This is a genomic window from Halorubrum halophilum (genome assembly GCF_000739595.1).
GTDB classification, from domain to species: domain Archaea; phylum Halobacteriota; class Halobacteria; order Halobacteriales; family Haloferacaceae; genus Halorubrum; species Halorubrum halophilum.
Map to the genome: position 1 here is coordinate 17,033 of NZ_BBJP01000033.1, position 20,364 is coordinate 37,396.

The 20,364-nt window shown below is 69.9% G+C and carries 22 protein-coding genes, 1 other RNA gene and 1 pseudogene; 6 read left to right on the top strand and 18 right to left on the bottom strand.

The genetic code is table 11. From position 1 onward, the window contains the following. Positions 1–15: 15 nt before the first annotated feature. Positions 16–822, bottom strand: coding sequence for a 3-methyl-2-oxobutanoate hydroxymethyltransferase (gene panB, locus ACP96_RS11285; RefSeq protein ID WP_050033377.1), 807 nt, complete (start codon positions 820–822; stop codon positions 16–18). A 138-nt stretch (positions 823–960) separates the two neighbouring features. Between panB and ACP96_RS11290 the strand changes: the two genes are divergently transcribed. Beyond that, complete coding sequence (locus ACP96_RS11290; RefSeq protein ID WP_050033378.1) at positions 961–1,302, top strand: DUF5822 domain-containing protein; 342 nt, start codon at positions 961–963, stop codon at positions 1,300–1,302. A gap of 18 nt (positions 1,303–1,320) precedes the next feature. Here ACP96_RS11290 and ACP96_RS11295 read toward each other — a convergent pair whose 3' ends face one another. The 9 genes from ACP96_RS11295 to ACP96_RS11335 all read right to left on the bottom strand — a co-directional run bounded on the left by ACP96_RS11295 (position 1,321) and on the right by ACP96_RS11335 (position 8,969). Beyond that, complete coding sequence (locus ACP96_RS11295) at positions 1,321–1,986, bottom strand: HAD family hydrolase (RefSeq protein ID WP_050033379.1); 666 nt, start codon at positions 1,984–1,986, stop codon at positions 1,321–1,323. After that, a complete protein-coding gene (locus ACP96_RS11300; RefSeq protein WP_050033380.1) occupies positions 1,983–3,143 on the bottom strand; it encodes an acyl-CoA dehydrogenase family protein in 1,161 nt (386 codons plus the stop codon). Before ACP96_RS11300 ends, ACP96_RS11295 begins: the two co-directional genes overlap by 4 nt. 88 nt (positions 3,144–3,231) lie before the next feature. Further along, complete coding sequence (locus tag ACP96_RS11305; protein WP_050033381.1) at positions 3,232–4,230, bottom strand: AIR synthase family protein; 999 nt, start codon at positions 4,228–4,230, stop codon at positions 3,232–3,234. Next, the gene (locus ACP96_RS11310; protein ID WP_050033382.1) at positions 4,227–5,528 is read right to left on the bottom strand and encodes a serine-tRNA(Ala) deacylase AlaX; all 1,302 of its coding nucleotides are present in this window, start codon (positions 5,526–5,528) and stop codon (positions 4,227–4,229) included. Before ACP96_RS11310 ends, ACP96_RS11305 begins: the two co-directional genes overlap by 4 nt. 435 nt (positions 5,529–5,963) lie before the next feature. Beyond that, on the bottom strand, positions 5,964–6,161 hold the full coding sequence (locus tag ACP96_RS11315; RefSeq protein WP_050025948.1) for a dodecin: 198 nt from the start codon (positions 6,159–6,161) through the stop codon (positions 5,964–5,966). Between the two features lie 78 nt (positions 6,162–6,239). After that, positions 6,240–6,578 (bottom strand): DUF7116 family protein, encoded by a 339-nt coding sequence (locus ACP96_RS11320; RefSeq protein WP_050033383.1) that lies wholly within the window; start codon positions 6,576–6,578, stop codon positions 6,240–6,242. A gap of 57 nt (positions 6,579–6,635) precedes the next feature. After that, positions 6,636–6,881 carry a DUF5816 domain-containing protein gene (locus ACP96_RS11325; protein ID WP_050025946.1) on the bottom strand — a complete coding sequence of 82 codons (246 nt, stop codon included), beginning with the start codon at positions 6,879–6,881 and terminating at the stop codon, positions 6,636–6,638. Between the two features lie 88 nt (positions 6,882–6,969). Beyond that, positions 6,970–7,335 (bottom strand): HesB/IscA family protein, encoded by a 366-nt coding sequence (locus ACP96_RS11330; protein WP_050025944.1) that lies wholly within the window; start codon positions 7,333–7,335, stop codon positions 6,970–6,972. 176 nt (positions 7,336–7,511) lie between these two features. Next, positions 7,512–8,969, bottom strand: coding sequence for an MATE family efflux transporter (locus tag ACP96_RS11335; RefSeq protein ID WP_050033384.1), 1,458 nt, complete (start codon positions 8,967–8,969; stop codon positions 7,512–7,514). 301 nt (positions 8,970–9,270) lie between these two features. Between ACP96_RS11335 and ACP96_RS11340 the strand changes: the two genes are divergently transcribed. Then, a complete protein-coding gene (locus ACP96_RS11340; RefSeq protein ID WP_050033385.1) occupies positions 9,271–9,873 on the top strand; it encodes a TetR/AcrR family transcriptional regulator in 603 nt (200 codons plus the stop codon). Here ACP96_RS11340 and ACP96_RS20020 read toward each other — a convergent pair. Next, positions 9,870–10,004 (bottom strand): annotated as a pseudogene (locus ACP96_RS20020) (DUF7575 domain-containing protein); the annotation flags it as partial. The gene ACP96_RS11340 and the pseudogene ACP96_RS20020 sit on opposite strands and share 4 nt — an antisense overlap. 12 nt (positions 10,005–10,016) lie before the next feature. After that, on the bottom strand, positions 10,017–11,294 hold the full coding sequence (gene hisD / locus ACP96_RS11345) for a histidinol dehydrogenase (protein WP_050033386.1): 1,278 nt from the start codon (positions 11,292–11,294) through the stop codon (positions 10,017–10,019). Positions 11,295–12,068: 774 nt separating this feature from the next. On the opposite strand from hisD, the gene ACP96_RS11350 reads away from it, so the two are divergent. After that, entirely contained in the window at positions 12,069–12,689 is a 621-nt protein-coding gene (locus ACP96_RS11350; protein WP_050033387.1) for a class I SAM-dependent methyltransferase, read from the top strand. 22 nt (positions 12,690–12,711) lie between these two features. On the opposite strand, the gene ACP96_RS11355 is transcribed toward ACP96_RS11350, so the two are convergent. The 5 genes from ACP96_RS11355 to ACP96_RS11370 form a co-directional block, all read right to left on the bottom strand. Beyond that, positions 12,712–12,921 carry a hypothetical protein gene (locus ACP96_RS11355; RefSeq protein WP_050033388.1) on the bottom strand — a complete coding sequence of 70 codons (210 nt, stop codon included), beginning with the start codon at positions 12,919–12,921 and terminating at the stop codon, positions 12,712–12,714. Positions 12,922–12,936: 15 nt separating this feature from the next. Then, complete coding sequence (locus ACP96_RS11360) at positions 12,937–13,902, bottom strand: phytoene/squalene synthase family protein (protein WP_050033389.1); 966 nt, start codon at positions 13,900–13,902, stop codon at positions 12,937–12,939. A 162-nt stretch (positions 13,903–14,064) separates the two neighbouring features. Beyond that, positions 14,065–14,208, bottom strand: coding sequence for an HVO_2523 family zinc finger protein (locus ACP96_RS19235; RefSeq protein ID WP_202593945.1), 144 nt, complete (start codon positions 14,206–14,208; stop codon positions 14,065–14,067). A gap of 57 nt (positions 14,209–14,265) precedes the next feature. Next, entirely contained in the window at positions 14,266–14,835 is a 570-nt protein-coding gene (locus tag ACP96_RS11365) for a hypothetical protein (RefSeq protein WP_050033390.1), read from the bottom strand. A gap of 550 nt (positions 14,836–15,385) precedes the next feature. Then, complete coding sequence (locus tag ACP96_RS11370) at positions 15,386–15,964, bottom strand: cysteine hydrolase family protein (RefSeq protein WP_050027166.1); 579 nt, start codon at positions 15,962–15,964, stop codon at positions 15,386–15,388. Positions 15,965–16,089: 125 nt separating this feature from the next. Here ACP96_RS11370 and ACP96_RS11375 point away from each other — a divergent pair, with 125 nt between their 5' ends. Both ACP96_RS11375 and ACP96_RS11380 read left to right on the top strand, forming a co-directional pair. Then, the gene (locus ACP96_RS11375) at positions 16,090–17,898 is read left to right on the top strand and encodes an Hvo_1808 family surface protein (RefSeq protein WP_050033391.1); all 1,809 of its coding nucleotides are present in this window, start codon (positions 16,090–16,092) and stop codon (positions 17,896–17,898) included. 84 nt (positions 17,899–17,982) lie between these two features. Then, positions 17,983–19,152 (top strand): nicotinate phosphoribosyltransferase, encoded by a 1,170-nt coding sequence (locus ACP96_RS11380; protein ID WP_050033392.1) that lies wholly within the window; start codon positions 17,983–17,985, stop codon positions 19,150–19,152. Between the two features lie 27 nt (positions 19,153–19,179). On the opposite strand, the gene ACP96_RS11385 is transcribed toward ACP96_RS11380, so the two are convergent. Then, positions 19,180–19,782 (bottom strand): TIGR00296 family protein, encoded by a 603-nt coding sequence (locus ACP96_RS11385; RefSeq protein ID WP_050027171.1) that lies wholly within the window; start codon positions 19,780–19,782, stop codon positions 19,180–19,182. A 161-nt stretch (positions 19,783–19,943) separates the two neighbouring features. Between ACP96_RS11385 and rnpB the strand changes: the two genes are divergently transcribed. Next, an RNA gene (gene rnpB / locus ACP96_RS11390) (RNase P RNA component) lies at positions 19,944–20,276 on the top strand. The last annotated feature ends 88 nt before the right edge of the window (positions 20,277–20,364 follow it).

Sequence of the window (20,364 nt, forward strand, 5' to 3'; positions counted from 1 at the left end):
CTTCGACAACCCCGGTCAGTACAAGTCGTCGAGCGCTGACTCGACGTGCGAGTGTTCCTCGGCGGGGAACTCGCCGTCCGTCACCGCCTCCTTGTACGCCTCGACCGCGTCGAGCATCTCGCCGCGCACGTCGCCGAACTGCCGGGAGAACGGGGGCGACCACTCGCCGAGCCCCACCGCGTCGTTGATCACGAGCACCTGTCCGTCGCAGTCCGGGCCGGCGCCGATACCGATCGTCGGGATCTCCAGCGCCTCCGTCACCGCCCCCGCGAGGTTCGCCGGGACGTGCTCCAACACGAGCGCGAACGCGCCGGCCTCGGCGTGCGCCCCCGCGAGGTCGATTATCTCCTCGGCGGCGTCCTGATCGGTCCCCTGCCGGGTGTAGCCGCCGAGCCGGTTGACGTGCTGGGGCGTCAGGCCGAGGTGCGCCATCACCGGAATCCCGATGTCGGTCATCCGCTGCGTCATTTCGACGGTGTGGGGGCCGCTCTCGATCTTCACCGCGTCGGCGTTCGCCTCCTTCAGGAGCCGGCCGGCGTTGCGTACCGACTCCGCCTCGTCGACGCCGAAGGAGAGGAAGGGCATGTCGGCGACGACGAGCGCGTCCTCGGTCGCGCGGGCGACCGCCGCGGTCCGACTCTCGACCTCCGCCATCGTCACGGGGAGCGTCGAGTCGTAGCCGAGGGCAGCGTTGCCCATGCTGTCGCCGACGAGGATCACGTCGATCCCGGCCTCGTCGAGGATCGCCGCCGTCGGAGCGTCGTAGGCGGTCAGCATCGTGATCGGCTCGTCTCCCTCCCGGAGTCCCCGCGCCGTGGTCATACCTCGGACACGGCCGGGCGCCGGGTTAAAGTCGCCGGAATCCGGAGAATCGGGACCGCTCGGACCGCCCCCGCAGATCCCTCGTCCGCGCTCGCGCGGACCGCCACCGATTTGCACGTCCGCCACGGATAACCCGTCGTGCAACCCGTCGAGCGCGCCGAGTACGAGGGGATCGACTACGGCTGGGTGATGCAGACGACGTTCGTCGTCACCATCCTCGTGGGGGCGCCCGTCGTCGCCGCCCTCTCCGCGTTCGTCACCCTCGACTCGTGGGGGGCCCGCGCGGCCTTCGCCGTCCGAGTCGGCGCCCCGATCTGGTTCGTCACCGCCGTCGCCGTCGCGGTCTACGCGCGGCGCACCGACGCGGGGGACGGCGGGATGGTAGAAGCGGGCGACGACGGCCCCGACGGCGACGATACCGACGACTCTGAAGGCGCTGAAAAGCCCGACGAGGGCGACTTCAACGACAGAAACGCCTGAATCGCTACTTGACCGAAGTTACCGCTCGATCAGGTCCGCCGCCCACGCGAACGAGACGCCCGCGCGCTCCGCCGCCACGGCGTCGCGGCGCGAGTCGCCGACGAACAGCGCGCGCGACGGCTCGCCGCCGAGCCGCTCGACCGCCGCGAGCACCGACTCCGGCTCCGGCTTGTGCGTGTCGACCGTGTCGCGCCCGACGATCGCGTCCGGATCGAGCGCGTCGCCGAGCCCGTGGGTCTCCACCGCGACCCGGCAGGCCTCCTCGCAGTTGAGCGAGCAGACGCCCGCGGGGGGGCCGCGGCGACCGCCCTCGCCTCCCTCGACGGCCTCGATCAGTCGTCCTCCAAGCGGGAGCAGCGTCGACTCGCGCGCGCCGGCCCGCTCGTGAGCCGCGATGGCCTCCTCGACCGAGTCCCGGATCCCGTACTCCCCGGCGGCTCCGAGCAGGCCCCACAGGTCGTCGGTCGGGGGTATCACCGCGTGCTCGGTGTACACGTCGAGGACCGACTCCGCGACCGCGCCCCAGTCGACCGCGAGCTCGACGAGGGTGCCGTCCAGATCGTAGACGACGGCGTCGTACGCGGCGAGGTCGATCGGCCTCTCGACGCTCGAAACGGTGCCGGCGGCGCTTTTGGGGGCGTCCCCGTCCGTCTCGACCGCGAGGTCGGCATCGTCGCCCGTCATTGGCCCAACACCCCCCGGGCGATGACCGTCTTCTGGATCTCCGTCGTCCCCTCGTAGATCTCCGTGATCTTCGCGTCGCGGTAGAACCGCTCCACGTCGAACTCGGTCGTGTAGCCGTAGCCGCCGTGGATCTGGACGGCCTCGTTGGTCACCGACATCGCGGTCTCGCTGGCGCGGTACTTCGCCTTCGAGGCCGCGACGCGGTTGTCCTCGCCCGCCTCCGCCTGCCGGCACGCCTCGCGAACGAGTAGGCGGGCAGCCGAGATGTCGGTCGCCATCTCCGCGAACTTGTGGCGGATCGTCTGGATGTCGTCGATCGGCCCGCCGAACTGCTCGCGCTCGGCGGCGTACGCCTTCGCCTCGTCGAAGGCTGCCTGCGCCAGCCCGACCGCCTGCGATGCGATCCCGATCCGGCCGCCGGTGAGCGTCCGGAAGGCGGCCGAGAGCCCCTTCCCCTCCTCGGTGAGCCGTTTTTCGGCCGGAATCCGGCAGTCGTCGAAGGAGATGCCGGTCGTGTCCGAGGCGCGGAGCCCGAGCTTCTCCTCCTTCCTGCCGACCTCGAACCCCGCGGCGTCGGCCGGGACGAGGAACTGGGTGATCGACCGTTCGTCGTCGCCGTCGGTTTTCGCGAAGACGATCGCCACGCCGCCCCGCTTCCCGTTCGTGATCCACTGCTTCTCGCCGTTGAGGACGTACTCGTCGGTCTCCGGGTCGTACTCGGCGGTCGTCGACATCTCCGCCGGGTTCGACCCCGCGTGGGGCTCGGAGAGACAGAACATCCCGACGGGCCGCCCCTCGGAAGCCATCTCCGGGAGCCAGCGCTCTTGTTGGTCCTCGGTGCCGAACTCCGCGATACAGGAGGTCGCGAGGCAGTGGACGGAGAGCGCGGTCGCGACCGCGAGGTGGCCGTACGCGAGTTCCTCGTTGACGATCGCGTAGGTCGTCTCGTCGGCCCCGAAGCCGCCGTACTCCTCGGGGACCGTCAGCCCGGTCAGGCCGAGTTCGGCGAGCCCGTCCCACACCTTCTCCGGGAACGACTCGGCCTCGTCGGCCTCGCCGGCCCCGGGCCGGACCTCCTCGGCCGCGAACTCGCGGACGAGGTCGCGGATCGCCTCCTGTTCGTCGGTGAGCGACGAGCCGACGCGTGCGCCAGTCATACCGTCCGGTTCGATCTCACACTGAAAAAGGTGCGCGATCGGGGGTGGGGGTCCGGCGCCCCATCTCCGCTCCTCGCCGCATTCCCCGCTACTCCCACAGCGGGTACAGCTCGTCTCGGGGCGCCTCGTCGATCCGGTCGCCGTCGAGGAGAACGCGCCCGCCGCCCTCGCCGCCATCGCCCCTGCCGTCCGCCGCCCGCACCTCCCCGATCTCACCGACCGCGATCCCCGCCGCCGCCAGCGCGTCGGTCGCCTTGTCGACGCGCTCCGGGGGAGCCGCCGCCAACAGCGCGCCGGAACCGAACGTCGCCAGCGGGTCGACGCCGAGCGCGGCACAGCACGCCTCCGTTTCGGGTCGAACCGGGACCCTGTCGCGCTCCACGGACAGGACGGCCCCGCTCGCGCTCGCGGTCTCGACGAGGGCGGTCAGCAGGCCACCCTCGGTGGGGTCGTGCATGGCGCTCACGGCGTCGCGAGCGGCGGCCGCATCGGGGACGACGCTCACCTCGTCGAGGAACCCGGCGGCCGCGTCGAGCGTCGCCTCCGGAACCCCCGCCTCGGCGCACTCCTCGCGGAAGTCGGTCGCGAGGATCGCGGTCGCCTCGATGCCGGCGCCCTTCGTGAGCAGGAGCCGGTCGCCCGGCTCGGCCCCGCCGCTCGACACGAACCGGTCCGTGGTGCCGAGCGCGGTCATCGAGCAGAGCGGGCGCTCCAGCGACGGCAGCACCTCGGTGTGGCCGCCGACGATCGCGACGCCCAGATCGCGGGCGGTCTCGTCGACCTGTTCCGTGACGGTCCGTCGGCGGGCCGGGTCGTCGTCGGGGAGGAAGAGCGTGTGCGTGAGCCACCGCGGGTCCGCGCCGCTCGCGGCCACGTCGTTGCAGGCGACGTGGACCGCCAGCTCCCCGACCGCGTCCGCCGCCAGCGACAGCGGGTCGGCGGCGACGACGAGGGTCGACTCCGCGCCCGCCAGGTCGATCGCGGCGGCGTCCTCGCCGTAGGCGGGGCCCACGTCGACCGCGGCGTCGTCGGCGCCGGTCGCCGCGAGCACCTCCGCGAGCGCCTCGGGGCCGAGCTTCCCGGTCATCGGTCGCGGAGCCACGCGACGACGGCCTCCGGGTCGGCGTCGAGCCCGCCGCCCTGCGCGAACGTCGGGCCGCCGCCGCCCCCGCCGCCGAACTCATCGGTGACGGCGGCCACGATCGCGCCCGCGTCGGGGGCGTTGTCGCCGCCGACCGCCCCGTCCGCGACCGCGGCGACTACGAACGGCGCGTCCCCCGTCCCGACCGCCGCGATCGCGTCGGGGGCGCCAGGCGAGACCTCCTCGCCGAGGACGCGCTGGGCCGGCTCGCGCAGGTCGTTCGGGCCCGCGTCGTCGACCGTCCCGACCGCCCACGTCGCGCCGTCGGCGTCGGCCTCGGTCGTCGGGAGCTCCCGCAGACGTGCGGCGAGCAGGTCGGCCGTGGCGGCCTGCAGGTCGGCTTCGAGCCGGTCGGTGCGATCGCGGAGCCGGTCGACCGCGTTCGGGAGGTCGCCGACTCGTGCGTCGAGGGCCGTGGCGGCGTCGAGCGCGGCGGCGTGGACCGCGGCGTCGTGGTCGATCGCGGTCGGCCCCACCGCGAACTCCACGCGGGTGACGCCCTCGCCGGGGTTCGACCGGTCGAGCACGGAGATCGGGCCGAGCTCGCTCGTGTTCCGGACGTGGGTTCCGCCGCAGGCGGCTACGTCCCAGGTCGGCGGGTCCTCGCCGCTGTGTTCGCCGTCGCGCTCCCCGTTGCCTTCTCCGCCGCGCTCGCCGATCGTCACCACGCGGACCGCCTCGCTCCCGCTCATCGCGCCCTCCTCCGTTTTGGTGTTGAACGCGATCCCGTCGAGCGCGCGGGCCTCGTCCTCGGGGAGCGTCTCCCACGACACCGGCAGCGAGTCCCAGACGGCGCGGTTGGCGAGCCGCTCCAGTTCGACGAGGTCCGTGTCGTCGAGGGGCTCCGCGGTCGTCAGATCGACTCTCACCTTCGTCTCGGAGATGTCGAAGCCGGCGTAGCCGAGGTCCTCGCAGGTCCGACGCGCCGCGCCGTAGAGCACGTGCGAGGCGGTGTGCGCGCGGGTGCAGTAGGTTCGGAACGCGTCGTCGACGATCGCCGAGACGGTCTCGCCGGCGTCGGGGAGCGTCTCGGCGTTTTCGTCGAGCAGGTGGACCACGTCGCCGTCGCGCTCGGTCACGTCCGCCACGAGGACCCCGTCGATCGTCCCGCGGTCCGCCGGTTGGCCGCCCGATTCGGCGTAGAAGTACGTCTCGTCGAGGACGACCTCCCGGCCGTCGACCGATTCGACCGTCGCCTCGAACTCCCGAACGTCGGGTTCCGCCGGCGCGCGTGACGCAGTCATTAGCGATGCGTGGTGGCGGTCGGATAAATAGGTGGGCGCCTCGTCGATCGCTTATAAAGACTGTGTGGTGGCGTGCGCCGGTGAGCGCCGCAACGCGGCGCGAACCGCCCGCACGAGGGAGTCGGTGGTCCGGAGCGAAGCGGAGGACCACCGACGAGGCTGGGGAGGCGTGAGGTGCGGTTGCTGTGCGGGGCGGGGTGGGACTCAAAGGGGCAGCCGGCGAGGCGGGCGCAGGCGACACAAGCACCGCAAGGAGCGAACGGAGTGAGCGACTGAGGAGCGCGGCGAGCGTGCGCCCGCCTCGCCGGCTGGGGCTTTGCAGGTGTTCACCGCCGATCTGCCGTCAACCGTTTATAAGCGAGCGGCTGGAGCCATCACACTCACAATCGACACTTAAAAACGCGAAATCACCGCTCGTCGAGCCGCGAACCGACCTCAGCCCTCGAGCTCGAACGCGACCTCGACCTCCGCCTGATACTCTCGATCGGTTCCCTTGAGTTCGACGCCGAACTCCTCGACCTCCGCCCAGTAGACGTTCTCCAGCGTGTCCTCGGCGCGGTCGATCGCGTTGTCGGCGGCGTCGTCGAAGCTCTCCTCGCTCGTCCCGATCAGCGTGACTTTCTTGAACACCATGTCACGCGCTAGTTGGGCGCACAGCGATATAAAAGGGGACGATGGGAACGGGGACCGCCGTCGGAGATGAGGCCCCTGTCAGGGGCTGCCGGGGGCGCCTTCCATCACCGCGAAGTCCTCGCCGTCGGCGTCGATGCCGATCACCGCCCAGTCGTACGGGGGCTTCGCCGAGACGAGTCGGTCTCGCAGGTCGCCCGCCCGATTGCGCCACGTGACGAAACAGCGGAGCCGCGGTGTATCGCCGCCGTCCGCCAGATACGGGTCGAGATCGTCGCTCTCCATGCACAACACGGTCACGAGCACGCGCCGCCATTTCCGCTCCGCGACGAACTCCTGTCCGCCCTCGGAGACGGTGTACCCGAGTTCGCGAAAAACGTCTCTGGCCTCCGTCGTCGGTGGGATGCTCGCAGTGGCCATCTACCTCGACGTTGGCCGGCTTCCGTGATAAACTTTCTCACGATTTCGCGGCGGCAGTTATTCGTGCGCCGCGTCCCACTCGTCCGGCTTCCGGAGGTTGCCGCACTCCGTACACTGGATCCGTCCCATCGTGTCCATCGCGGTGTCGAACGAGTCGCAGTTGCCGCACTGGAACCCCCACTTCGAGGACCCGTCGGCGTCGGCGAACACGACGTAGAAGGGACCGTCGGCGCCCCGCTCGACCTGCGTCCGGTCGGTGTACACCTGCTCGCCGTCAGCCGTCGTCGACGCGTCGAGACTCATACGCGTCCGTATCGGCCGGAACCGTTTAAAAGGATGACTCGATCGCGGGGACCGCAGCCGATCTGCCACGGACCGCCAACAGTTCAGGCTACGTCCGGAACGACTCGCCGCAGCCGCACTCGGAGACGACGTTCGGATTCTCGACCTCGAAGCCGGCCGCCTGCAGGCCATGCTCGTAGTCGAGTTTGCTCCCGCCGATGTAGTTCCGGCTCGCCGGGTCGACGAACACCCGCAGCCCGTGGTGCTCGACGACGAGGTCGTCGTCTTCCGGCTCCGTGTCGAACCGCATTCCGTACGAGAGGCCCGCGCAGCCGCCCTGCTGGACGAACAGCCGAAGCCCGGCCTCTTCCGTGTCGAGGCCCTCACCCTCGAGGAGCGAGAGCGCCTCCGTCGCGGCGTCTGCGGTCACCTCGATCGCCGGGTCGCTTCCCGTGTCGACCGTTTCGGTGCTCATACGAACACGTTCCGTCCGAAACCTAAAAACCCTGCCGGCGCCGGCGGGAGGATCGAGGTGGATCGCGCCGATCGCCGCTGGCTCCCGCCGACCGCCGTTCGCCGGCGCCGGCGAACGGCGGTCGGGAACCGTGGTTCGACCGTCCGATTCGGCGGTGACAGGAAGACCGGCAGCGCTCAGTCATCCGTCGACTCCCCGGTCGCCACCGGCTCGTCGAGTTCGTCCGCGACCCCCCGGTCGGTGAGGTCGCCGCGGCGCCACGTCCCCCGGCGGTACCACGCGTACGCGACCACCGCGCCGACGACGTTCGAGAGCGCGAACGACAGCCAGATGCCGGCCTCGCCGATCCGACCGGCGGCCACCCACGCGATCGGGAACCGGACGACCCCGAGCATCAGCACCGAGATGGCCGCGGCGGTGAGCGTCTTCCCCGCGCCGCGGAAGCTCCCGGTGTACGCGCGCATGATCCCGATGAAGCCGAACGTCAGCGCGACGATCCGGAGGAACTGCGAGCCGACGGCGACCACCCGACCGGCGTCGGCCTGATCGGCGCCGACGAACACGGAGACGATCGGCTCGGGGACGAGGAAGACGACGACGCCGGCGACCGAGAGGACGGCGAACAGCATCTTTGCCGCCAGATTCGCGGCGCGCTCGGCACGGTCGGGCTTTCCCGATCCGACGTTCTGTCCGGTCATCGTCTCGACGCCGCGCGCGACCGCGATCGCGGGCAGGAAGATCACGGAGAACACCCGCGTGCCGATCCCGTAGGCGGCCACGACCGGGTCGGGGAACAGTGCGACGATGAAAAGCAGGAGGTTCATCGAGACCGCCCGCCCGGTCCCCTCGATCGAGGCCGGCAGGCCGATGCGGAGGAGCCGGCCCAGGTAGCTCGCGTCGGGCGTCATATCTCGGAGGTTGATCTGCACTCCGCGCACCCCGCGGAACATGACCGCGAGCCCGACGATCAGCGCCAGCGCCCGGGAGAACACGGTCGCGATCGCCGCGCCCTCGATCCCGAGGGCGGGGAACGGCCCCCACCCGAAGATGAGGAACGGATCGAGCGCGATGTTGAGCACGACGGAGCCGAACATCACGAGCATCGGGGTGATCGTGTCGCCGTACCCGCGCATGAGCGCGATGAACACCGCGAAGCCGAACATGGCCACGAGCCCCAGCGAGATGACCTCCATGTAGCTCGACGCGAGGGGCAACACGTCCGCCGACGCGCCCATCAGGTCCAGGAACTCGCCAACGAAGAGGTAGCCGACGCCGCCCAGCAACACAGAGGCGATCGCCGCGAACGTCACCGTCTGCGAGGCGGCGTACTCGGCCTCTCGCGGCTCGCCCGCGCCGGTGTACTGAGCGACGAGGACGCTCCCGGCGACGGAGATCCCCATCCCGAGCGAGATGAGCAGGAACACGAGCGGGAACGCGAAGCTGATCGCCGCGAGCGCGTCCGTGCTGTACTGCCCCAGCCAGAACGTGTCCGCGAGGTTGTACGCCGTCTGGAAGAGGTTCGTGACGACGATCGGCATCGAGAGGAAGAAGAGCGGCTTCGCGATCCCGCCAGACGTGAGATCGAACTCCTCGGGCCCCTTGAACAGGGAGTCGATGCGGTCGAGGACCCCCATCAGCGGGACCCCTCCGCGAGCCGCCGTGAGCCGACGGTCGGGACGCGACGGCCCGCCGCCCCCCGCTCGCGATCGGTCCGAGACGCCGCCGTCGGGGTCAGCGTGGATCCGTGATTCATCGTGATCGGTACTGTACTTACTGACTAGTTAGTCAAAAGCGTTCGGAAGCCGGTATCTGACTCGATACGCCGCGCTCCATGGTACTATCCGTCGTGTTCCGGTAACCTCGCGGTAAGATCTCTCGGCAACTCGGCGGTATCGGCCGTAATCGTTATTCGATCGTGGCCGGAACCGTCGTGACATGGCCGAACCATCGGGGCGGACCTTCTCGGAGACGGACGAGGAGATCATGCGGGCGACCTACCGCGCGCTCCGCGAGCACGGGTACGCCGACCTCACGATCAAGCGTATCGCGGCGGAGTACGGCAAGTCGACCGCCGCTGTGCACTACCACTACGACACGAAGGAGGAGCTGCTGGCGGCGTTCCTCGACTACATCCTGAACCGGTTCGTCGCCGCCATCCGCGAGGTCGAGACCACCGACCCCGAGCAGCGCCTGACGGTTCTGCTCGACAAGCTGCTCGTCGCGCCGCAGGAGAACCCGGACCTCTCCGTCGCCTTACTGGAGATGCGGAGTCAGGCCCCTTACAACGAGGCGTTCGCCGAGCGGTTCCGGCAGAACGACGAGTACGTTCGCTACCTCGTCAAGGCGGTCATCAATCACGGTATCGACGAGGGCGCCTTCGCGGACGTCGACGCCGACCGCGTCACGCGCTCGCTGATGACGATCGTCGACGGCGCCCGCACCCGGTCGGTGGTGTTCGACGACGTGGGCGAGTACGAGCGCGCGCGGGTGACCGCGGAAGAGTACGTCGACGCGACGCTCCGAGACACAGACGATTAGCGCTCCGACCGCTCGACCTCGGCATTCTCGACCTCGGCGTCCTCGCTCCCGTCGCCTCCGAGGCCGGCCTCCCCGCCGCCCGGCAGATCGGCCGTACACCAGTGACAGAAGTCGAGCTTCTGATCGAGCGGTACGAGCCCCGGCTACTCGAACCGCTTCCGGACGCTCTCGGCGTGCGCCTCCAACCCCTCCGCCTCCGCGAGCGTCGTGATCGTGTCGGAGAGCCCGTCGAGCGCGTCGCGGTCGAGCCGCTGGACCGTCGTCGATCGCAGGAAGGTGTCGACGGAGAGCCCGCCGTACCGTTTCGCGCCGCCGTTCGTCGGCAGCACGTGGTTCGTCCCGGTCGCGTAGTCGCCGGCGGCCACGGGGGAGTACGGCCCGAGGAAGACGGAGCCCGCGTTGGTGATCCGATCCAAGAGGGCCTCGTCGTCGGCGGCGACGATCGAGAGGTGCTCGGCCGCGTACTCCTCGGCGAACAGCACCGCCTCGGGCATCGACCGGGCGTGAAGGACCCCGGAGGCGTCGTTGTCGAGCGCGGCCCGGATCGTCTCCTCACGCTCGCGCTCGGCCGCCTGCTCGTCAACCGCCTCCGCGACCGCCTCGGCGAGGGCGGCGTCGCTCGTGACCGCCACGACGGAGGCGTTCGGGTCGTGTTCGGCCTGCGCGACGAGGTCGGCCGCGACGAGGTCGGGGTCGGCGGTCTCGTCGGCGAGGACGAGCACCTCGCTCGGGCCGGCGAGGAAGTCGATCTCCACGTCGCCCTGCACGACCGCCTTCGCGGCGGTGACCCACTTGTTACCCGGACCGACCACCTTCTCGGCGTTCGTGACCGTCTCCGTGCCGTACGCGAGCGCGGCGATCGCCTGCGCGCCGCCGACCTGGTACACCGCGTCGGCGCCGGCCTCGTGGATCGCCGCGAGCGTGACGGGGTTCAGCTCCTCGGCGGGCGGGGTCGCGACCGAGACGTGGTCGACGCCCGCCACCGTCGCGGGGATCACGCCCATCAGCGCGCTGGAGGGGTACGCCGCCGCGCCGCCGGGCACGTACACTCCCGCGCGGTCGAGCGGGCGGAACCGGCGCCCCAGCTCGCGGTCGCCGAACTCCTCGCGCCAGTCTTCGGGGCGCTGTCGCTCGTGGAACTCGCGAATGTTCGCGGCCGCCTCGCGGACCGCGTCGAGGACCGGGTCGTTCGCGTCGTCGAGCTCGGCGTGCGCGCGCTCCGCGTCGTCCGTCACGTCGATGTTGCCGACGGCCACCCCGTCGAACTCCTCGGAGAACTCCCGCAGCGCAACGTCCCCCTCCACGCGTACTCGCTCGACGATTTCGCTCACGTCGTCGCGGACCGCGTCGACGCCCGCGTCGCGCTCGAAGAAGGCGCGGCGCTCTGCCGGCGAGAGGTCGGCGACGGTTCGTACGTCCATACGCGCTCTCGGAGCCGCGGTCAAAAGGGCGTTCCGACTCTCGCTCCGGCGGACGACTCCGATCATCTCGGAGACGAGGTTTAAACAGCGATGAGCGACAGCGATGATCGCTTCTAACAAACAGCGCGGTGGCGCGCCCCGGTGAGCGGCCCGAAGGGGCGCTCACCGACGGTGCGAGGGACGCGGTGAGCGCTCGGAGAGCGCGAACCGCGAGGCTGGGGAGGTGTGAGGTGCGGTGCGGTTGCGGGCGGGTGGGACTCAAAGGGGCAGTTGCCGGCGGCTTCGCCGCCGGCTGCCAGAGGCGCAAAGCGCCTTGCTGCCGCGAGGGCGCCGCAGGTGACGTAAGGACCGCAAGGAGCGAGCGACGCGAGCGACCGAGGACCGCAGCGAGCGTGCGGCGCCCTCGCGGCTGGGGCTTTGGCGATGTTCACCGCGGAGGCAACGGCTTATAAGCGAGCGGCTGGGGCTTTGGCGATGTTCACCGCGGAGGCAACGGCTTATAAGCGAGCGGCTGGGGCTTTGGCGATGTTCACCCCGCCGTCGACGACGTATAAACACTCGATAGCACCACCACTCGATCACGTATAAACGACTACTCTCCCGTATCGACATACCTACTCCCGCTATCGATCAAGCGGCGGTTTTCCGCGACCCGCTATTTCGGACGAGAACCACCTACAGAAGAGGATTTCAGCGGATCCGAAGGAGAATACATCCGTTCTTTAAACGGACGCCGTCCGACGGCGTTTTACCTCTTTGCTCCAGTCACTACACGTGAAACCTGATTCCGTCCGAGACACGTGGACGAACCGGACGGGCGAATACTCGCCGGCGTACTACGCGCATTACGGTCCCAACGACACGAGTGCGGTGATTCGCGACATTCTCAGTAGCCGCCTTCCGCGTGACGCGGCCGTCCTCGAACTCGGGTGCGGTTCCGGCCGTCACCTCAAACACCTCGCCGACGGCGGCTTCGAGAACCTCTCCGGCGTCGACATCAACGCCGAGGCGTTCGACACGATGCGGGAGAGCTATCCCGCGCTCGCGGCCGACGGGACGTTTTACTGCGAGCCGATAGAGGAGATCGTCGAGGACTTCGACGACGGGCAGTTCGATGCGGTCTACTCCGTCGAGACGCTCCAGCACCTCCATCCCGACGTCGAGTGGGTCTTCGAGGAGGTGGCTCGGATCACCGACGACACCCTCGTTACGGCGGAGATCGAGGGACCGATACGCGAATCGTCGTCGCCCGACCGAGACGTGAACTACGTCGACAACGACACCCCCCTGTACTACCGAGACTGGGGGAGCGTCTTCACCTCGCTGGGCCTCGTCGAGGTCGACGTCGCCCGTGGCGACAGAGACACCACGCGGACCTTTCGCGCGTCCGACTAACTGCCGGCCTCGACAGGACCGATCACTCCAACGGCCGGATTCCGGTCACGTCCAGCGTCGCGAGCGCGACCAGCCAGACCAACAGCGCGGCGGCGGCGAAGAGGACCGGCGCGGAGAGCGCCACGGCGACCTCGTAGGGCGCGACGAGCCGCGTCGTGCCGCGGACGACGAACGACAGGAAGACGAGCCCGAACGCCGCAAGCGCGAGGCCGACGAACCGGGACCTGTTCACGGCCCTCGCCTCGTTTCAGTCGGACCGGACGATACCCGGTCCGTGCGACCCGTGTTCGCGGTGCTCGCGGCCGGTGTCGAAGCCGCCGCACATCTCGTCGAACACCGCTTCGGGGTCCTTGTTCCACTGCCACTTCCAGCGGGTCCGGACGAGCAACGAGATCTTGCGAGTGAACGACAGCTCCGGCGTCGTCGACACCGTGTCGTACCCCAGATTTCGGATCAGCCGGTGGTGGTCCGCGTACAGCACCGCCGCGAGCAACACCGCCAGCTGGCAGTCCTCGGGGAGGTACTTGATCCCGGCGACGCCCTCCTCGTAGAGCCGCTCGGTCCGGTCGAGCTCCTCGCGGATCGCGGCCGCCACGTCGTCGTCGAACTCCAGATTCTGGATCTGCACCTCGCTCACGCCGTGTCGTCGAAGCGTCTCCAGCGGGAGGTACACCCGGTCACGCTCGACCACGTCCTCGCGCACGTCCCGGATGAAGTTCGTCATCTGGAACGCCTCGCCGAGTTTCGTCGCGTGGGGGAGCGCCTTCGCCTCGGCCTCCTCGTCGAGGTCCATGATCGCCGTCATCATCCGGCCGACGGCGGCCGCGGAGCCGTTCATGTACGTCTCCAGCTCCTCGTAGGTCTCGTACCGGTCGATGTCGATGTCGCTCGCCATCGCATCGACGAAGGCGTGCACGTCCTCGTCCGGGATGCCGCGCTCGTCGCACACCGCGGCGAACGCCTCCAACACCGGGTCGTCGGTCTCCGTCTCGCCCAGCGCGGCCCGGCGAAGCCGGTCGAGTTCCGCCCGCTGTTCGTCCGGGGGCGCGGTCTCCTCGGCGTCGACGACCTCGTCCGCGATCCGGAAGAAGCCGTACAGCACGTAGGTCGGGTGGCGGATTCGCTCCGGGAGCAGCCGGGTCGCGACGTGGAACGTCTTCCCGGTCCGGCGCTGGATCCGCTTCCCCTGGGCAACCTGCGTTTTCTCTACCATGCTGACCTCTGACAGTCGGCAAGGAGGATCGAGAGCGGGTCGCCGATCATAACATACGGGTCGGACCGCAAGAACATAACAGTTCGCACAGCACAGTTCGGTACCCGGTGGGCGGGCTCGCCGATCGCCGGCGGCCGGCCCCGCGGGTCGCGATCGCCGGCGTCAGTAGAAGGTGTCAGCGCAGTCGTAGACGACCCCGTGCTGCGGACAGACGTACTTGCAGTGGCGGTGGTACATCGGGGTCTCGCAGCGGGGGCAGGGCCGGCCGCCGGGGTCGGTCGCCGCCGCCTCCTCGGCGTCGCTCATATCTCCCCGAACGGGTGCCGCCGGCATAACCGCTGTCCTCGATGAACGATGCAGTAATCAGGCGTCGGCCAGCGAGTCGTACACCGACTCCGCGACCGACGCCTGACCGAACGGGAGCGTCAACACGCCGCCCCACTCCGCGTCGGTCAGCGCGGAGACCGTCGCCTCGTCCAGTTCGACCCGCCGGACCTCGGTCCCGTCAAGCGTCATCGACACCACGAACCCCGCCGGGTCCTCGGTCGCCCCGGCGTCCGCCAGCCCCGACTGCAGGGCGTCGATCCCGGCGTCGGCGAGCGAGACGTACACGAGGTGTTCGTCGCCCTCGGCGATCACGCCCTGAACGCGGTCCAGGTCGCCCGCGCCGAAGAGCCGTCGGTGGTCGTCGCCGTCGCGGAGCAGCCGCGCCTCGAACGGAGCGTCGGGATCGGCCGTGACGGACCCCGACTCGCCGTTCTCGTCGTCGCCAGCGCCGTCTGTCGCCCCTCCGCCGAACGGGCCCCCGCCGGAACCGGTCCCGTCGCCGACCGCGTCGCCGTCCGTCACCGAGGCGGCGCCGGCGAAGCCGACGGCGCCGACCGCGAGCGCCGCCCCGGCCCCGCCGAGCATGCCGCGTCGAGAGAGTTCCATACGCGACGGTCCCCGTCGGCGGTAAAAAGGGTTACACGCCGATTCACGCGGCTGATAACGGGGGTCGGGAAGACGGGTGAGTAGTTAATTGTGGATCAGTGGTGAGGACCTCCAAAGCCCCAGCCGCGCTCGGCTCCCACAGCTCGCTGCGGTCCTCGGTCGCTCGCGTCGCTCGCTCCCTGTGGTCCTTACGTCGCTGGGGTTCGCCGAGCGCGGCTGCCCCTTTGAGTCCCACCCGCCCGCAACCGCACCGCACCTCACACCTCCCCAGCCTCGTCGGCGCGGCGCTTATAAGCGCCGCGCCGACTCCCTCGCGCCGTCGGTGAGCGCCCCTTCGGGCCGCTCACCGGGCGCGCCACCGCCGTGTTCATTTATAAGAGGTCGTCGCCATCACTCATGTCTTTTTAAATACGCTCTTGCCATCATCGATCTGCAACACCTACTCCCGCTATCGAGCGCCCCTCTGTCCGTCTTGGTCGCACTCGGTTCCGAACGCATCGCCTACTGAGGAGTTCACCAGCGCGGATCTCCCGTCGTCACACCTCTCGTCTCACGCGTCTTCGAACGCGACCGACTCGCGGGTCGCCGTCTCGCCGAACAGCCAGTCGGCGTGGTCGACCGCGTACTCGCGGTGCTCCTCGGTGATGTACCCGAGCGCGTCCTCGACGACCACGGGTCGGTAGTCGCGGAGCCCGGCGCTGCCGGCGGTGTGGAGCACGCAGACGTTCGCGAGCGTCCCGCAGATCAGGAGGTCGTCGATGCCGTGCGCGTCGAGGTACCCTTCTAGGTCCGTCCGGTAGAACGCGTCGTACGTGTGCTTCTCCACGACGTGGTCCTCCTCGCGCACGTCGAGGTCATCGACGAGCTCGGCGTCCCACGACCCCTCGACGACGTGTTCGCCCCACCGATCGAACTCGTCGTAGTAGTGGGTGTCGTCGAACTGGTCGGGTGGGTGGACGTCCCGGGTGTAGACGACGCTCGCGCCGGCGTCGCGGGCGCGGTCGACGAGGGCCGTCACCGGCTCGACGGCCGCCTCGCTCGGCGCGGCGTAGAGGCTCCCGTCGGGGTGACAGAAGCCGTTCTGCATGTCGACGACGATCACCGCGGTCTCGGTCGGGTCGTACGGCATGGGCAGAAATTGTGCGTCGGGGCTCAAAAACACCCGGCGCCGCTCGCATTCCGCGCCGGCCGGTTCGGCCCGGCGGCCGCCACCGCACCGACAAACTACTTATCGGGCCGGCCGTAATCGAACCTATGCGACGGGTTCTCACCCTCACGTTCGCCGCTACCGTGATAGCCCTCCTCTCGATCGGTGCCGGCGGGGCCGTCGCCGCGGGACCGACGGCTGCGGGACCTGCGGCTGCGGGACCGGCGGCCGCAATCGCGGGAGACGCTCCGGCCAGCGCGACCGCCGACGAGTGCGACGCCGGCGAGGGGACCGACCTCGTCGGCTGCTGGAACGGGACCCACTACGAGGAGGAACTCGCCTTCAACCAGACGGACGGGCTGACCGAGTCGGAGCTGGAGGAGCTGACCCACCTGACGATGGCCCGCGTCGAGCACGTCCGCGAGCGCCCCTTCCGCGAGGACGTGCCGGTCGAGACCGTCACGCGCTCCGAGTTCGTGAACGACTCCGCGAGCGCTGGCGCGGGGGGCTCCACCGCCGAGTACCAGCGCTGGAACGACCAGGTGTGGAAGGCGCTGTTCGTCGTCGGCGAGGACGAGAACGCGTCCGACGCGATCGACGGGGTCTACGGCGGCGCTGTCTCCGGGTTCTACTCGCCGGCGGAAGACCGGATCGTCCTCGTCGTCCCGGAGGGCGAGGACCCGCAGATCGACCCGTCGACGCTGGCACACGAGCTGGTCCACGGGATGCAGGACCAGTACCACGACCTCACGCGGCCCCGGTACGTCGGTACCACGCAGGACGCCGACCTCGCGGTCGACGGGATCGTCGAGGGCGAGGCGGTCCACGTCGAGGAGCGGTACAACGCGCGCTGTGCCGCCAACTGGAGCTGTCTCGCCCCGCCCGACTCCGGCGGTGGCGGCGGATCGGCGTCCGACTACAACTTCGGCATCCTCCAGACCGTGCTCCAGCCGTACGCCGACGGCGCGTTCTACGTCGAGGCGCTCGTCGACGAGGGCGGGTGGAGCGCCGTCAACGAGACCATGAACGCGCCGCCGAACGCGACCTCGGAGGTGATCCACCGCGAGCCCGACTACGAGACGAGCGAGGTGACGTTCGAGGACACGGCGACCGGCGGGTGGGAGACGTATCCGGATCAGGGAGTCAACGGCTCGGACACCGCCGGAGAGGCGTCGATGTTCGTGATGTTCTGGTACCAGAGCTACGAGTACCGCCACGCGGTGTTAGACCCGGACGCGACGGTCCGGGAGAACATTCAGATCCACACGCAGCCCGACGAGCAGCTCCAGACCCGCGTGAACTACAACTACGCCCACGAGTCGACCGACGGCTGGGCGGGGGACGAGCTGTATCCCTACCGGAACGACGGGAACGGCACCGCGGACGGGAACGGCACCGCGAACGCGACCGACGGCGAGAACGGCTACGTCTGGGTGACCGAGTGGCAGACGACCGCGGACGCGACCGAGTTCCGCGAGACGTACCTGCGCATGCTGACCGCTCACGGCGGCGACGAGTACGCCGACGGCGAGGTGTACGATATCGCCGACGGGGACTTCCGCGGGGCCTACGGTGTCGAGCGGAACGGGACGACGGTGACGATCGCGCACGGCCCCGAGCCCGCCGACGTGCTCGATCTCCGCCCCGACTCCGACTTCGACCTTCCCTCGACCGACGGCGAAGACGGCGCAGACGGGAGCGACGGGGACGACGGGGCCGATGACGACGACGCGGACGGCACCGACGACGGGAACGACTCCGACGGAAACGACACCGGCCCCGACGGCGACGACGCCGACGGCTCCGCCGGCCCCGACGCCGCCACCGACGACGGCGTGCCCGGGTTCGGCCTCTCGGCCGCGCTCGTCGGCCTCGTCGCAGCGGCGGCCCTCTTCGCGCGTCGCGTGCGGCCCTGACCGTCGGGGTCGGGAGGGATCGGTCGAAGCCGGTGCCCGCCCGACTCAGGTGGCTTTTCCTCCCTCGCGGCCGAACCGTCGGACATGACCGAGTTCGACATCGTCGACGCGGCCGCGATCCGCGAGGGCCGAGCGACCGACGCCTACTTCGAGCGGACCGAGACCGCCTTGGAGCACGCGGGGCGGAACCCCCGCGTCGTCGCCGAGGTGACCGCCGACCAGTTCCCCGACGGCGACTTCGAGCTGTTCGCCGGGCTGAAGGACGCGGTCGCCCTCTTGGAGGACCGCGCGGTCGACGTCGACGCGATCCCCGAGGGGCGCCTGTTCGACGGCGGCCCAGTGATGCGGATCGTGGGGCCGTACCTCGCGTTCGCCCGGCTGGAGACCTCCCTCTTAGGCTTCCTCTCGCACGCCTCCGGGATGGCGACCGCCGCGCTCGACTGCCGGGTCGCGGCGCCGGACTCGCAGGTGCTCTCCTTCGGCGCGCGCCACGTCCACCCGTCGATGACGGCGGCGGTCGAGCGTTCCGCGCTGGTGGGCGGGTTCGACGGGTTCTCGCACGTCGCCGCCGGCGACCTGCTCGGCCGGGAGGCGTCGGGGACGATGCCACACGCCCTCTCGATCTGCTTCGGTCGGGGGGAGCAGGAGGCGGCGTGGCGCGCCTTCGACGAGGCCGTCGACGAGTCGGTCCCGCGGATCGCCCTCTGTGACACCTACTCCGACGAGGTCGACGAGGTGCTGCGCGCGGTCGAGACGCTCGGCGACCGGCTCGACGGCGTCCGGCTCGACACCACCGGCTCGCGTCGCGGCGACTTCCGGCACATCATCCGGGAGGTGCAGTGGGAGCTGGACGCTCGCGGCCACGAGGACGTGGACGTGTACGTCTCCGGCGGGCTTGGTCCCGACGACCTCCGGGCGCTCCGCGACGTGGTCGACGGCTTCGGCGTGGGCGGCTACGTCTCGAACGCGGATCCGGTCGACTTCGCGCTCGACATCGTCGAAGTCGACGGGGAGCCGGCCGCCAAGCGCGGGAAGCTCTCCGGCGCGAAGGACGTGTACCGCACCGCGGACGGCGCCCACGCGGTCGGGCTGGCGGACCGCTCGGGTCCCGAGGGCGCCGAGTCGCTCATGGAGCCGGTGATCCGCGACGGCGAAGTCGTCGACGACGGCGCGTTCGACCTCGACGTGGCGGCGGAGCGCGCGCTCGCGGACGCTGAGGCGACGGGGTACGGGACGGATCGGTCGACAGAATAGGGTCGGCGGACGGGTCGATTGCGGCCGCTACAGCTCTTCGACCGCGCCGCCGTCGGCGCGCTCTCGGAACACCTGCCCCTCGATGAGCGTCACCATCGTCTCCTCGTCCTCCCACGCGTTCGGCGCGAGCTTGGCCTTCCGGCAGGCGCGCGAGAGGAACTCGGCGCCGGACCAGCCGTTCTCGACGGGGACCGTCGGGTAGAGCCAGCCGTGCGAGTTGCCGCCGTCGACGGCGACGCCGTGGGTGCCGATCTTCAGGTCGCTAAGGGGATCGTTTGTGAGCACCGTGTTCGAGACGACGAACACGGAGACGGTGATGTTGTCGAGCTCCTTCGGCTCGACCTCGGAGCCGCAGGAGTCGTCGGAGGCGGCCTTGATGGCGGCCTCGACGATGGCGTGGCCGAGCTGGTCGGAGGTCTCCCACGCGCCGGCGCAGCCGCGGAGCCGGCCGCGACCTCGCGTGGATTCCAGCCGGACGAACGCCCCAGTTCGGGCGTAGAACGCCTCGCGCATGCTTCCGGGTTGTTCGCGTTGCCCGTGTCGAACGAACGACTCGACCGCCTCCCGCGCGAGTTCGACCGCTCGTGCACCGTCGTCGTACGACAGCTGAACGGTCTGAGCCTCGGACATGATAGTCCCTTACGTTGCTGACGACTTGAACGCTTCCCTTGGGAACCCGGCCGCTCGTCCCCGCCTGTCGGGGGGATCGGGACGACCGGCGATCGGGTCCGCGCGCCGATCCGAGTCGACGACCGAACCCCTTATTCACGGGCGTCGGCTAGACGCGATCGGACAGAGGGAGCCCGACTCCCGTGCCTCTGGCATGAGGAAAGTCCCCCCACCGGCCGGACAGGCGACCGGGCACACGCCCGGAGTCGGAGACGGCTGGCTCTGGAACAGCAACGACACCCCCCACCCCGACCCGTGATTCGCGCGAACCGACCCGCAAGGGAAGGGAGCTAACCCGATGAGGGCGCGTGGCTTTGCCACGTTACAGACGGGTGGGAACGGATGGAACGGCGAATCCTCGCCGGTGCAAGTCCGCGCCACAAGGTAGTCCGGCCACGGCGCGGACGCTCAGCCGAATGTCGGGACGAACCGAAGGGGGCTTACTCCCCTCAGTCCGCTTCTACTCGTTAGCGAGCGGTGTTTCGGTCGATCATTTATAAGTGAGTATTCGTGGATCGACGGTGAACTCCTTCAAAGCCCCAG